Annotated in this window: 2 protein-coding genes; both read right to left on the bottom strand. The window is 63.2% G+C overall.

Annotated features, from left to right (window positions below; translation table 11 throughout):
- Positions 1-3: 3 nt before the first annotated feature.
- Positions 4-14,037 carry a non-ribosomal peptide synthase/polyketide synthase gene (locus IH404_RS12410; protein WP_194440530.1) on the bottom strand — a complete coding sequence of 4,678 codons (14,034 nt, stop codon included), beginning with the start codon at positions 14,035-14,037 and terminating at the stop codon, positions 4-6.
- A gap of 331 nt (positions 14,038-14,368) precedes the next feature.
- A complete protein-coding gene (locus tag IH404_RS12405) occupies positions 14,369-15,541 on the bottom strand; it encodes an MFS transporter (RefSeq protein WP_194440529.1) in 1,173 nt (390 codons plus the stop codon).
- Between the last annotated feature and the right edge of the window lie 125 nt (positions 15,542-15,666).

Below are 15,666 nucleotides of genomic sequence, written 5' to 3'. Positions count from 1 at the left end.
GGTTCAAATCGCCTCTAGTTCGCTCAAAAAGTCACGCAGGTCATCAAAATCTTCCACGCTGCCGGCGCGGAAAGTGGCTGCCGCCTGCACGTAGGCACGCAGCGAATCGGTCTGGAACAGTTCCATCAGCGGCACGTCAAGGCCCAATTCGGCTTGCACCCGGGAGGTGATCTGGATCGCCAGCAAGGAATGGCCGCCGACTTCAAAGAAGTTGTCGTTCAGCCCCACTTGCGGCAGGTGCAGGATGTCGGCCCAGATCGCCGCGATCTGTTGTTCAAGCTCGGATTGCGGGGCCACGTACTGTTGCTGCATCTGGCTCGCATCCGGCAATGGCAAGCCCTTGCGGTCGAGCTTGCCGTTGGGGGTCAGCGGCATTTGCGCCAGGAATACGAAGTGGCTGGGCACCATGTAGTCCGGCAGGTCGGCTTTCAGGGCTCGACGCAGGGCATCGCGGAACTCGGCGGGGTCTGCCAGGCTGGCATCTGCCGGCACCACATAGGCCACCAACTGCTTGCCGGTCGGGCCCTCCTGAGCCACCACCACGGTTTCACCGACGCTGACCTGCTCGCGCAAGCGCGCTTCGATTTCACCCAGTTCGATACGGAAACCGCGGATCTTCACCTGATGGTCGACACGCCCCAGGTAGTCCACCACCCCATCCGGACGCCCACGGGTCAGGTCGCCGCTGCGATACACACGGCTGCCCGGTTTGCCGAACGGGTCCGGCACGAAACGCTCGGCAGTCAGTGCCGGGCGCTCCAGGTAACCCCGGGCCACGCCCTCGCCGCCCAGGTACAACTCGCCTGCCACGCCGATGGGTTGCAGATTGAGTTGCGAATCCAGGACGTAACCGCTGCGGTTGCCGAGCAAGGTGCCGATGGGTGCGTAGACTGCACCGCATGGGTCGCCCTTGCGCGCTTTCCACAGCAACGGCGTAACCACGGTTTCGGTAGGGCCGTAGCCGTTGAACAGGTACTTGGGTTTCAGCGCGCGCCATGCCAGGTCATAGCTGGCTTGAGCAACGGCATCACCGCCGAAGCAATACACCCGCACCGCCGGTGGGTTGCCGTCGCGCTCGGCATGTTCGGCCAACTGTTGCAGGTACACCGGCGGGAATACCGCCATGGTCACGTTATGACGGTGCATCTGCTCATAGGTGTATTCGGGCAACCACAGGCTGTCATCACGGATCAACACGCTGGCGCCGTTGATCAACGGGTGCATCCAGCCTTCGTGGGAGCCGTCGAAGGCGAACGACATAAAGTGCAGTTCGCAATCGGCCGGCGAGGTTTCATAGCGCTCGCCGGTAGCGATAATGTGCGCCACCAACGGCCCGTGAGACACCGCCACGCCCTTGGGCAGGCCGGTGGAACCGGAGGTGTAGATCACGTAGGCGAGGTTGTCGCCATCCAGCGCCACGTCTGGTGCCGTATCACTGTAACCGGTCCATTCTTCGCTACGATCGATCGCCAGGGTGGTGAGCCCCTCGGGGATCGGCAGTTGTTGCAACGCACGGCTATGGGTCAGCAGCAGTTGCGCACGGCTGTCCTGCATCATGTAGAGCAAGCGATCACGCGGGTACTCGATATCCAGCGGCACATACACGCCACCGGCTTTCATCACCGCCAGGAACGCCACCATGATTTCGGCACTGCGCGGCATGGCAATCGCCACGCGCACTTCCGGGCCGACGCCACGGGCAATCAGGGCATGAGCCAGACGGTTGGCCTGGCGATCCAGTTCGGCGTAGCTCAGGGTTTGCGCGTCGAACTTAACCGCCACCGCATCCGGGGTTTCCCGGGCACGGTCGGCTACCAACTCGTGAACAAGACGCTCGGCGCAGAAACCGGCGTCGGTCTGGTTCCACAGCTCAAGGATGTGCTCTTGCTCATCCTGGCCCAGCAGCTTCAATTGGCCGATAGCCTGTTGTTGATCGGCAACCATTGCCCGCAACAGGTTCTGCCAATGCCCGGCCATGCGCTCGATGGTCGCCACAGCGAACAGGTCAGTGGCGTAACTCAGGGAGGCGCGCAGCACGGTCGGGCTTTCTTCCACATCCAGCGCCAGGTCGAACTGGGCCACGCCCTCATCCAGATCCAGGACCTCCACGTGCAGGTCGGTCAGGCGACTCAGGTGGCTGTCGGCACCGCTCACACGGTGGTTGAACACTACTTGGAACAACGGGCTCAGGCTCAGGCTGCGCTCCGGTTGCAAAGCCTGCACCAACTGCTCGAAGGGCAGGTCCTGGTGCGCCTGAGCCTCCAAAGAGCGCTGGCGTACCTGGCGCAGCAATTGCTCCACGCTCATCTGACCATGAATATCGGCCTTGAGCACTTGGGTGTTGACGAAGAAGCCAATCAAACCCTCGGTTTCGAGACGGTTGCGGTTGGCAATCGGCACGCCGACGCGCACGTCCTCCTGGCCGCTGTAGCGATGCAACAATGCCTGGTAAGACGCCAGCAGCACCATCGGCAGCGTGACGCCGGCAGTGTGTGCCAGTGCGCGCAAACCCTTCAGGAGCTCGGGGGCCAACTCGATGCCCAAGCGGGCGCCGCGATGGCTTGGCTGGGCCGGGCGCGGGTGATCGAACGGCAATTCCAGCACCGGTTGCTCGCCGCCCAAATGCTCGCGCCAGTAGGCCAATTGACGTGCCTGCTCGCCCGCGGCCATCCAGTCGCGTTGCCATACAGCATAGTCGGCGTACTGGATCGGCAGCATCGGCAGGCTTGGGGTTTGACCCTGGCTGAAGGCGGCATACAACTGCACCAACTCCTCAACCATCAGTTGCATCGACCAACCATCGGAGACGATGTGGTGCTGCACCAGCACCAGCACATGATCATCGTCGGCCAGACGCAGCAACTTGACCCGCAGCAGTGGCCCGCGCAGCAGATCGAACGGGTGGGCGACCACTTCGGCGACCCGCGCCTTGAGGCCAGCGTAATCGCTATCGACCCGGTCGATATCGACGCAGCCAACGGCCTCAATGACCTGCAACGCACCGGTGGCCTGTTGCTGAAAATGCGTGCGCAAGCTTTCATGGCGTGCCAGCAGGCTGTCGAAGCTGCGTTGCAGTGCACTCAGGTCCAGCGGCCCTTGCAAACGCAAGGCGCTGGGGATGTGGTACGCGGCGCTGGTGGGGTCCAGTTGCCAGAGGAACCATTGGCGCTCCTGAGCGTAGGACAGCGGCAAAGGCTGCGTGCGATCGGCCTTGAGCAACGCTGGCGCAGTAGCGCCCTCCTCGCCCAAGGCCCGAACGAAATCACTCAGCAGCGGGTGTTCGAACAAGGTCTTGAGCGCAACTTCCAGTGTCAGGGCCTGGCGAACCCGCGACACCACACGCGTAGCCAGCAATGAATGGCCACCCAGCTCGAAGAAGTGGTCGTCGAGGCCGACCTGCGGCACCTCCAGCACTTCGGCCCAGATGGCGGCTACCTGCTGCTCGCGCAGGGTTACCGGTGCTATATGGCCTTTGAGTGAATCGCCAACCTCCGGCTTGGGCAGCGCCTTGCGGTCGAGCTTGCCGTTGGGGGTCAAGGGCAGGCTATCGAGAAACATCCAGTGCGCAGGCACCATGTAATCCGGCAGGCGCTCGCGCAGCGCGGCTTTGTACACCTGCGGTGGCTGCGGTGCAGTGCTGACCAGATAGGCGATCAGGCGGTCGTTATCGGCCAGCACCACCGCTTCGCGTACACCGTCGTGCTCACGCAGGCAGGCTTCGACTTCACCCAGCTCGATCCGGAAACCCCGGACCTTGACCTGATGGTCGACGCGCCCGATGTACTCCACCACGCCGTCGGCCCGATAGCGTGCCAGGTCGCCGGTGCGGTACAGGCGTTCGCCCGGCGCCCCAAACGGGTTGGGCACGAAGCGTTCGGCAGTGAGGGCCGGCTGCCTGTGGTAACCGCGCGCCAGGCCGACACCGCCGATCAGCAGCTCGCCAGACGCGCCTTGCGGGCATGGCATGAGGCCGGGATTGAGGATAAACAACCCGGTATTGGCAATGGGCCGTCCAACGAAAGGCTGCGCTTGATGCAGACGATGAGCCGCTGACCAGATGGTGGTTTCCGTCGGGCCATAGAGGTTCCATACGGGACCTTGCAGCTCGAGCAGGCGCTGGGCCAAGTCGGCTGGCAGCGCTTCACCACCGCACAGACAGGTTATGCCACGCAGTAAATGGGCGCGCGGGCTATCGAGCAACATGCGCCAGCTCGATGGCGTGGCCTGCAGCACACTCGCGGCCTGACGCTGGGCCAGTTCGAGAATCGCCTCAGGGTCGAGGGCCATGTCCTGGGCGCTCAGTAGCACTGTGCCGCCCATACTCAGCGGCACGTACAGCTCCAGGGCGAAGATATCGAACGAGAAGGTCGTCAGCGACAACAGCCGCGTCTGCCGGCCAATATCCAGGGTGCCCGCCATACCGCTGGTAAAGCTGCACAGCGCCTGGTGGCCTACCATCACCCCTTTGGGCTTGCCGGTGGAGCCGGAGGTGTAGATGACGTAGGCCAGATTTTGCGGTGTAACGGCAACCTGCGGGTTATATGCCTGCGTGCCGACATCCTCGACCATCAGCACCTGCACGCCTTGCGACTGCACCAGGCGCCCTTGCAGGTGCGCCTGGGTCAGCAGCACCCGGGCGCGGCTGTCTTCGAGCATGAACGCCAGGCGCTCTGCCGGGAATTGCGGGTCGAGCGGGACATAGGCGCCACCGGCCTTGAGAGTCGCGAGCAAGCCGACCACCATGTCCAGGGAGCGCTCCACGTGCACTGCCACCAGCACGTCCGGGCCGACACCCATGGCGATCAAACGATGGGCCAGGCGATTGGCGCGGCGGTTGAGTTCATCGTAGCTCAGGCGCTCCTCGTCGAAGTGCAGCGCGATGGCGTCGGGTTGCGCCACAGCCTGGGCCTCAAACAGCTGGTGTACGCAGTGTTCGTGTGGGTATGGGGTGTCGCTGCGGTTCCAGTCGTGCACCATTTGTTGCCATTGCGACGTGCTCAGCATCGCCAGTTCATCCAGGGGCTGGGAGGCATCGTGCACGACCGCGCGCAGCAGGTTTTGCCAATGCTCGGCCAGACGCTCCACGGTTGCAGCGTCAAACAAGTCGGTGGCGTAAGTCAGGGACGCCCAGAGGCCGTCGGCCGATTCCTCGGTTTCCAGGTTCAAGTCGAACTGCGTGCTGTGACCCGCCCAGTCCATTGGCTGCAACACCAGGCCAGGCAGTTGCACTGCCCCCGAACGCAGGCTGCTTTGATGATTGAACATCACCTGGAATAGCGGGTTATGGCTCAGGCTACGCTCCGGCTGCAACACCTGCACAAGTTGCTCGAACGGCAGGTCCTGATGAGCCTGGGCTTCCAAAGCGCGCCGTTTGACTTGGCCCAGCAACTGCTCGAAAGGCATCTGCCCGTGCAACTGCGCCTGCAGCACTTGGGTATTGACGAAGAAGCCCATCAGCCGCTCGGTTTCGAGACGATTACGGTTGGCGATCGGCACGCCGACGCGAACCTGCGACTGGCCGCTGTAGCGGTGCAGCAAGGCCTGGAACGAGGCCAGCAGGAGCATGAACAAGGTCACGTCCTGGCGTTCGGCCAAGGCTTTGAGCTCAGCCAGCATCACGCGGTCAAGGTGGATCTGCCGGCGCGCGCCGCGATAGCTCTGCACCGCTGGGCGCGGATGGTCCAGCGGCAAGTCCAGCAGCGGATGGTCGTTACCCAGACGGGCGCACCAGTAATCGAGCTGGCGTTGTTGCTCCCCTGCCGCCATCCAATCCCGCTGCCAACGGGCATAGTCGGCGTATTGGATCGGCAAGGCCGGCAAGTCCGCGTCACCTTGGTACAGCGCTACCAACTCGTCGATCATGACCTGCATCGACCAGCCATCAGAGATGATGTGGTGCTGGGTAATGACCAGCACGTGGTGTTCAGGCGCGACGACCAGCAACTTGACGCGCATCAATGGGCCGTCAAGCAGGTCGAACGGGCGCTGGATTTCTTCGCTGACGGCGTGCTCGATGGCATCGGCGTCAATCGCTTGCTGCTCAATCGGCACGGTCAGACTGGGGTGGACGACTTGCAAGGTGTGCTCGCCCGCCTCAACAAATGTAGTGCGCAGCGGTTCATGACGCTGCACCAGGGCCTGGACGGCGCGTGCAAGTGCCGCACTGTCGAGTTGACCGCGCACGTGCAATGCAGTCGGTACATGGTAAGCCGCGCTGGCCGGGTCCAATTGCCACAGGAACCATTGACGCTCCTGAGCAAAGGACAACGCCAGCGGCTGCTCACGTCCAAGCGCTTGGATCGCTGGTGCCGTATCGGCCGTCAAGCCTGCGCAAGCCGCCGCGAAGGCTGCCAGCGTCGGCTGTTCGAACAGGGCCCGCAGCGGCACTTCCAGCTTGAGGTCGTGACGCACCCGTGAGATCACCTGAGTCGCCAGCAACGAGTGACCGCCGCGTTCGAAGAAGTGGTCGTCCAGGCCAACCCGCTCCACGTGCAGCACCGCTTGCCAGATCGCTGCCAACTGCACCTGCAAAGGGCTCTGAGGTGCCACGTACACGGCGCACGCCTGGCTCAGATCCGGTGCCGGCAGCGCCCGGCGGTCGAGCTTGCCATTGTTGTTGAGCGGCAAGGCATCGAGTACCACCCAGTGTCCCGGCACCATGTAATCCGGTAACGCCTGACGCAAGCGAGTGGCCAGTGCCTGCGTTTCCAACGGCTGATCGTCGGCGGGTACCACATACGCCACCAACTGCATGCCGATTGCGCTCGGCTGGGCAATCACCGCCGCTTCACGCACGTCGGGCAAGGCTTGCAGGCTGGCTTCGATCTCGCCCATTTCGATACGAAGGCCGCGAATCTTCACCTGATGGTCGATACGCCCCACGTATTCCAGCGCCCCCGCCGCGTTGTACCGGGCCAGGTCGCCACTGCGATAAAGCCGCGCACCGGGCGTGGCGGAAAATGGGTCCGGCAAGAAGCGCTCGGCGGTGAGCGCCGGGCGATCGAAGTAGCACTGGGCCAAGCCCGCCTCGGCGCCGATGCATAACTCGCCCACACCGTCGGTGCTCAGCAGTTCGAAACCGCTGTCGAGCACATACAGCGCACGCCCCGCAATCGCCTGCCCAATCGGCACGCCGTACGCGTCGTTGGCATCGGTCAACTGGCAGTCATGCACGCTGGACACCACCGTGGCTTCGGTCGGCCCGTAGGTATTGACCAGGCGCACATCGCCAAGCCCTGCGGCATACCAGGCACGTACACCCTCCACCGCCATGGCTTCACCGCCCACATGCACCTGGCGCAGCTTGCCCAGGGAGCGGCAGTGCACTGCACATTCCTGCGCCAACAGGTACCAGTAGGCCGCCGGCAAGTCGGCCAGGGTTACGCCTTGCTCGACGATCTCCCGCGCCAGTTGCCCGGCGTCCCACAGCTCATCACCGCGCATGATCAACGCTGCGCCCACACACAAGGGCGGGAAGCACTGCTCGACAAAACCGTCGAAACTGAAGGTCGCAAACTGCAAGACGCGATCCTCGGCACTCAAGCGGCTGTACAGCGTGGCACTGTCGCAGAATTGACCGAGGGCGGCATGATCGATGGCCACACCTTTGGGCTGACCGGTGGAGCCCGAGGTGTAGATCACATATGCCAGATCAGCAGCGGCGGCAGGGTTGGGCACGTTGGTCGCCGGGTAGCCGGCCAGCTCGTCACCGCAGGCGGTGAAATCCACACGTGCCAGTCCTTGGGGCAATGGCAGATCCACGAGCAAACCCACTTCGCTGAGCAGCAGGTTGAGTCGGCTGTCGGCGAGCATGTAGGCCAGGCGTTCGACGGGGTATTTCGGGTCCAGCGGTACGTAGGCCGCGCCACTTTTGAGTACCGCCAACAGGCTGACAATCAACTGCGGGCCACGACGCGAAGCCAGGCCCACCCGTTGTCCGGGACCGACACCAAGCTCCAATAGGCGATGGGCCAGACGATTGGCCCGCTGGTTTAGCTCCGCGTACGTCAAGCCTTCGCCACCGGCCAGCACAGCCAGGGCGTCCGGGGTGGCCTGGGCTTGGGCAGCGATGCGTTGATGCACGCGCTCGTTACCCTGGGCAGCCGCGGCCGACCGGCTGAGAGCGAGCATATTCCGCTGTGCGGTGGCGTCGAGAAGGCGCAGGTTACCAAGGGGCACATGGGCATCGGCGAGCAATTGCGCCAGCAGGTGTTGCAGGTTGGCGCTCAGGTGCGCGACTTGCGGCTCGCTGAACAGCGAACGGTCGTAGCTGAACTCCAGGCGCAGGTTGGCCCCCAGCTCAATGCCCAGGGTCAATGGGTAGTGCGTTTGTTCATGGTTGTGCAGGCGGCCGAAGGTCAGGCCTGCCGGCGCGCCTTGCTTGAGCGCCTCGGCAACCGGAAAGTTTTCGAACACCAGCAAGGTATCGAACAGCGCGCCGTGATGGCCGGCCCAAGCCTGGATATCGTAGAGCGGTGCATGCTCATGGTCGCGCAGGCTGAGGTTGAGCGCTTGCAACTCGCCGAGCCAGCTTGCGACCGACTGGGCTGGCGAGGCTGCACTGATGATCGGCAAGGTATTGATGAACAGGCCCAATTGCTGCTCGATCCCTGGCAGTGGCGCGGAACGCCCGGCCACGGTGGCGCCAAAGGCCACGCAATCCTGGCCTGTGTAGCGCTGCAACAGCAGGCTCCAGGCGCCTTGCAACACGGTATTGAGGGTCACTTTGTGCTGGCGCGCAAACTCGCCGAGACGCCGGGTAACGTCGCTGTCTAGCACCACGTGATGGTCAGCCATGCCGATCCCGTCCACCGGCTTGCGCAGTGCCTGGGCCAGCAAGGTCGGCGCCGGCAATGCTGCCAGTGCGGCTTTCCAGAACGCTTCGCCAGCGCCTTGCTGTTGCAACCAGCCCAGGTAATCGCGCCACTGCCCCAGTGGTGCGGGCACAGCCTGACCTGCGTAGTGAGCAATGACTTCGCCAAGCAACTGCGCGTTGCTCCAGCCATCCATGAGAATGTGGTGGCTGGTAAAAATCAGGTGCCAGGCCGCGCCCGCACCGCGCACCAGGGTCAGGCGAAACAGCGGCGCGGCATTCAGTGCGAAACCGCACTCACGTTCAGCCTGGGCCAGGGCGTCGAAGTCGGCATACGGGTCTTCAATCACTTGCAGTTGCAGGTCCACCTGGTGCTGGATCAACTGGTGAGCACTGTCCATGCCCAGCCAGTGGAAGCTGCTGCGCAGGGTGTCATGGCGATCCAGCGCGGCCTGCCAGGCACGCCCGAAGGCCAACAGGTCGAGCCCTTCGATGTCGAGGCGCAACTGGTTGATATAAGACTGGGCCTCGGGCGCAAGCAACGTGTGGAACAACATGCCCTGCTGCATCGGCGACAGCGGGTGAAGATCGGCAATCGCCGCCCCCGCCACGGGCAATGCATCCAGTTGCTGCTGAGTAAGACGTGCCAACGGAAAATCCGACGGGGTCACCTGCCCTGCCGGAGCAGCACAGCAATGTTCGATCAACGCCTTGAGTTCAGCGGTGTATTCATCCGCCAGACGCTGGACGCTCGACACGTCAAACATCTCGCGACTGAAGCCCCATTGCAGCGCCAACTCACCGCCATACACCTGCCCTTCCACCGTCAACCAGTTGGCCAGCGGTGCCTCGGGATCCTGGGCTTGGCCGCTGCCTTCACTGGCCGGTACGAAAAGTGCCGACTCATTGAACTGACGGTCGAACTGGCCCAGGTAGTTGAACGTAATGCGTGGCGCGGCGAGGTTCGCCAGGCTTTCGCGGGCCTGCGGCGACCCCAGGTAACGCAGCAGACCGTAACCCAGGCCCTTGTCGGGCACGGCGCGCAGTTGCTCCTTGACCGATTTGATCGCATCGGACAACTCGCCTTCGGCGTGCAGACGCACCGGGAAAAGGCTGGTGAACCAGCCGACGGTGCGGCTCAGGTCGATGTCGTCGAACAGGTCTTCGCGGCCATGGCCTTCGAGCTGGATCAGCGCAGCGGGTTGTTCGCTCCAGCGGCTGATCACCCGCGCCAGGGCGGTCAGCAGCAGGTCGTTGACCTGGGTGCGATAGGCCGCCGGTGCGTCTTGCAGCAACCGGCGGGTTTGCTCGGCGTCGAGGCGGGTTTCCAGTTTGGTGCCCAGGCGGTTTTGCAGGCCGCCCTCGGGGTGGTCGCAAGGTAGATCGGTGTCGACCGATTGCGCCTGCCAGTACGGCAGTTGCTCGTCGAGGGTTTGCGCGTGGTCGTGAAGTTGCTGCGCCCAATGCTGGTACGCGCTGGTTTTCGCCGGCAGCGACTGTTCGCGGTAAGCCTGTTGCAGGTCTTCGAGCAGGATGCGCCAGGACACACCATCGACGACCAGGTGGTGGATCACCAGCAGCAGGCGTTGGCTGCCATCGGCCATGCTCACCAATGCGGCGCGTATCAACGGGCCTTGTTCGAGGTCGAGGCTGCGCTGGGCTTCATCACACAGCGCTGCCAACTCGGCGTCGATGCTGGCATGGGACTGCCACAGCAGCGGCTCGGCGAGGGGTGCCGCATGGCTCTGATGCCAGCCATCCGCCTGCTGCACAAAACGCAGGCGCAAGACGTCGTGATGTTGGATCAGCTGGTTCAAGGCCGCTTCCAGCCGCGCGGGCTGCAACACCTCTCGCGGGGTCAGCAGCAACGACTGGTTCCAGTGATGACGTGCCGGGATCGTCTGGGCGAAAAAGCGCTGTTGCACTGGGGTCAGAATCACCTCACCACTGACCGGGCCCTGGTCGATCAGGCTGACCTGGTCGAAGCTGGCCACCCGCGAAAGGCTGCGGATGCTTTGGTACTGGAACAGGTCCCGGGGGCTGAGTCGGATACCGGCCCGGCGGGCGCGGCTGACCACCTGGATAGAAATGATCGAGTCGCCACCCAGCTCGAAGAAGTTATCGTCCTGGCCGACCTGTTCAACGCCGAGCACATCGCTCCAGATCGCCGCCAGGGCTGTTTGCAGGTCGCCTTGCGGGGCGATAAACGCCTGTTGCAGCGCTGCATCCGGCAGTGGCAATGCCTTGCGGTCAAGCTTGCCGTTGGCGGTCACCGGCAGCCTGGCCAGGGTGACGAAGTGGGTCGGCACCATGTATTCCGGCAGGCTGCCGAGCAGCCAGGCCTTGAGGTCGGTCGGCTCCTCGCCTTCACACACCAGGTACGCGACCAATTGTTTGCCACCTTGCACCAACACCACCGCTTCGCGCACTTGCGGGTGCTGCATCAGGCGGGTTTCGATTTCGCCCAGTTCGATACGCAAGCCGCGCAACTTGACCTGGTGATCGAGGCGACCGAGGTATTCGATCACACCATCGGCGCGCTGGCGCACACGGTCACCGGTACGATACAGCCGCTCACCCGTCACGAACGGGCTTGGCACAAAACGTTCGGCGGTCAACGCCGGGCGCCGATGATAACTGCGCGCCAGGCCAGTACCGCCCAGGTACAGCTCGCCAGCTACACCGTCAGGCACCGGGTTGAGTTGGGCGTCGAGCACATAGGTGGCGAGGTTGGCGATCGGGCGGCCGATGGGTACGCTGTCGGCGCCTTCGTCGATGCAGGTCCAGTGGGTGACGTCAATGGCCGCCTCGGTCGGGCCATAGAGGTTGTACAGCGCCGCACCCGGCAACTTGGCGAACACCTGCAGTTGCGCATCCAGGGGCAAGGCTTCGCCGCTGCACACAATGCGCTTGAGGCGGGTGCACGCCTGCACGCCCGGCTCGTGGATAAACGCCTGCAGCATCGACGGCACGAAGTGCAACGTGGTGATGGCGTGCCGGCCGATGGTTTCGATCAGGCGCGCCGGTTCACGGTGCTCCCCAGGCGCCGCGACCACCAGGCGCGCACCGGTCATCAGCGGCCAGAAGAACTCCCACACCGACACGTCGAAGCTGAACGGGGTTTTCTGCAACACTGCATCACTGGCATCCAGACCATAGGCCTGCTGCATCCAACTCAAACGGTTGACCAACGCACGGTGGCTGTTGCCAGCGCCCTTGGGCTTGCCGGTGGAGCCGGAGGTGTAGATCACATAGGCGAGGTTGAGGGCATGGACCGCCACGGCGGGCGTTTCGCGGCTGTAGCCGTCGAGCCACAGCGCCGGCTGATCCAGGGCAATCACCTGGATACCGGCAGCGGGCAGCGCGGCCAGCAGGCTTTGCTGGCTGAACAGCAACCGAATGCCGCTGTCTTCGATCATGTAGGCCAGGCGTTCCTGGGGATACTCGGGGTCGAGGGGCACGTAGGCGCCACCGGCCTTGAGAATCGCCAGCAGGCCAATCACCATTTCGACGGAACGCTCGACACAGATTCCCACCAGCACGTCGGGGCCTACGCCCTGCTCGCACAAGGCGTGGGCCAGCTGGTTGGCCCGGCTGTCGAGCTGGGCGTAGGTCAAGGTGGTTGTACCGAATACCAGTGCCGGTGCATCCGGGGTGCGCTGAACCTGGTCTTCGATCAGGTGATGAATTGCGCGTTCAGTTGGGTATGACTCGGCAGTCTGGTTCCAGGTGTGAACCAGCCGGTGCTGTTCTTGGGCATCAAGCATCGACAATTCGCCGATACGCTGTTCGCCATCCACCACCATCGCCTGCAACAGGCTGATCCAGTGTTGGGCCATGCGGTCGATGGTCGGCGCGTCAAACAGGTCATTGGCGTAGGTCAGCGCGGCGTGCAGGGTGCCGGATTTTTCATAAGTGTCCAGGGTCAGGTCGAACTGCGTGGTGCGGCCTTGCCATTCCACCAGAGCCAGCTCCAGGCCGGACGCGGTACTGACCGAAGCGATGTCGGCGACGACCGGCTGGTGGTTGTACATCACCTGGAACAGCGGCGTGTGACTCAGGTTGCGCTCGATTTTCAGCGCTTCTACCAGGCGCTCGAAGGGCAATTCCTGATGGGCCTGGGCACCCAGGGCGTGTTCCTTGATGCCTTGCAACAGCTCGGTGACGCGGGTTTGCCCGCTCAGTTCGGTGCGCAACACCTGAGTGTTGACGAAGAAACCGATCAGCCCTTCGACTTCAGTGCGGTTGCGATTGGCAATCGGCACGCCGACGCGGATATCACCCTGGCCCGTATAGCGATGCAGCAGCACATTGAACGCGCCCAGCAGCAGCATGAACAAAGTGACGTTGTGTTTTTGCGCGCAACTGCGCAGTTGCGCCGCCAATGCCGGATCAATCGCGAAGTTATGCCGCGTGCCTTGATGGCTGGGCATCGCCGGGCGTGGGTGGTCGGTGGGCAGTTCCAGTACCGGATGCTCGTCGCCCAGGCGCGCCTGCCAGTATTCCAACTGGCGCGCCTGCTCCCCCGCTTCCAGCCAGCGCCGTTGCCACAGGGCATAGTCGCTGTACTGGATCGGCAGCGCCGGCAATTGCGGTTCTTGGTTGCGCTCATGGGCGTCATAGCAACGAATGAACTCGTCGATCAGCACGTTCATCGACCAACCATCAGAGACGATGTGATGCAGGGTCAGCAGCAGCACGTGCTCTTGATCGGCGAGTTTGAGCAGTTGCACGCGCAGCAGCGGGCCGTGCTCCAGGTCGAACGGCAACAGGGACTGGCGGGTAGCGGCGTCGCTGACGGCCTGCTCGCGCTCGGCGGCTGGCAAGGCGCTGACGTCCAACTGCTCGACATTCACCGCCGGTTCTACCGCCACCTGCGTCAAGCGCTCGTCGGCCTGACGCTGGAACACGGTGCGCAGGGTTTCGTGGCGCGCCACCAGGCTGGCGAACGCCTGCTCCATCGCAGGCAGGCTCAGCGCGCCGGTCAAGCGCACCGCGCCAGGCAAATTGTAGGCGCCACTGGCCGGGTCCAATTGCCAGAGAAACCACATGCGCTGCTGCGCGTAGGAAAGCGCCTGGCGATCCTCAACCTCCACCCCTGCCGGTATCGGAAACCTGGAAAAATCCACGCCCTCTTTCTGCAGGGCTTGCAGGAACAGTTGGCGTTTTTCCAGGGGTAGCCCGATAAACCGGCGAGCAAGTTTCAAGGAGTCTTCAGCATTCATTTCTTCGAATCCGGGGCAATAGGCGGGAAGCACAAAGGCACGTCGTCCCTATAAAACGAACCGGGAAGGGAAAAATTAGCGGGGGGATAGGCGGCCGTTATCCGCGGGGAATGCGGGCTGGCGGGAAACGTCCTACGAAAAAAAAGCGTGCGCGGCCGATATTTTCAGCGATGCGTAAGATTCAGGCTTGCCGAGGCCAAGTTATCCAGCCGTTTAAGTGAGGAAAATCCGCACAATGAATCGCCAACTGCAACACAAAGGCTATAGAGGCTCGGTTGAACACAGCGCAGCCGTAAATGATTTTCTTGACCGGGAGTGCTCCGTAGCCCCTTCATCCTAAACGCCGGTAACCCAATGCAGCCGAGCACAACACCACCGCCCCCGCCGCCAGCGCCACCCAGAATCCACTGGTCGCACCGAAATGATCGATCATCCAACCAGAACTGGCGGCGCCGATAGCAACGCCGATGCTCAACCCGGTGATCAGCCAGGTCATGCCTTCGGTGAGGCGGCTGGGCGCAACGATCTGCTCGACCATGGCCATCGACACGATCAAGGTGGGCGCAAAGAACAGGCCGGAGATAAATATGGCGACGGCCAGGGCGGGGATGTTGCTCACCAACAACAAGGGCAAGGTAGTCAACGCCGTGGCCACGCCGCAGAACAGGAACTGACGCGGCAACGGCGCCTTGAGCTTGAGGGCCCCGAAGGCCAATCCGGCCAGGCACGAACCGATGGCGTACACCGACAGCACAATACTCGCCGCCGCCGGCTGGCCCTGATGCTGGGCGAACGCCACACTGACCACGTCCACCACGCCAACGATCACGCCCATGGCCAGCAGCAAGGTCATCAGGATCAAAACCGCAGGGGAAGCGATCAGCCAGCGGCCATGCGCGCCGTGGTGCTCGTGTATGGGTGGCTCGGTTTGCCGCTGCAATACAAAGGTGGTGACGCCTACCGCCAGCAACAACGCCGCCACCAAAGGGCCGGCTTCAGGGAACAGCACCACGCTCAGGCCCACAGAAATGGGTGGGCCGATAATAAAGCACACCTCATCCAGCACCGACTCCAGAGCAAACGCGGTTTGCAGCCTGGGCTGGCCGCGGTACAACTCGGTCCAGCGCGCCCGCACCATGGCGGACATATTGGGCATGCAGCCGGCCAGCGCAGCAAACAGGAACAGCGTCCAGCTTGGTGCCTGCAAACGCGTACACAGCAACAACATCAATAGCGCCCCGCCGCCGATCAGTGCAGCTATCGGCAGGACCTTGCCCTGGCCGTAGCGGTCCACGCAACGCGACACTTGCGGCGCACAAAACGCCGTGGCCAGGGCAAACACCGCCGCCACCGACCCCGCCAGCCCATAACCGCCATGGACTTGGGCGAGCATAGTGATCAGGCCGATACCGGTCATCGAGATTGGCATACGCGCCAACATGCCTGCGAGCACAAAGGCTCGGGCGCCTGGGACCTGGAATAATTCGGCGTAAGGGTTTGCCATCCTGCGTAACCTCTTGCTCAAGCCGCGGCCTTGCTATCTGAAGCGATCCGGGCAGAATACATACGGTGCGTATGTGAGGGATCATGCTTCGCATACGCACCGTATGTCAATCACCAACCGATGAG

The organism is Pseudomonas sp. OST1909 (assembly GCF_015277575.1).
Lineage (GTDB): Bacteria > Pseudomonadota > Gammaproteobacteria > Pseudomonadales > Pseudomonadaceae > Aquipseudomonas > Aquipseudomonas synxantha_A.
This window is presented reverse-complemented; position numbering and strand designations above follow the sequence as displayed.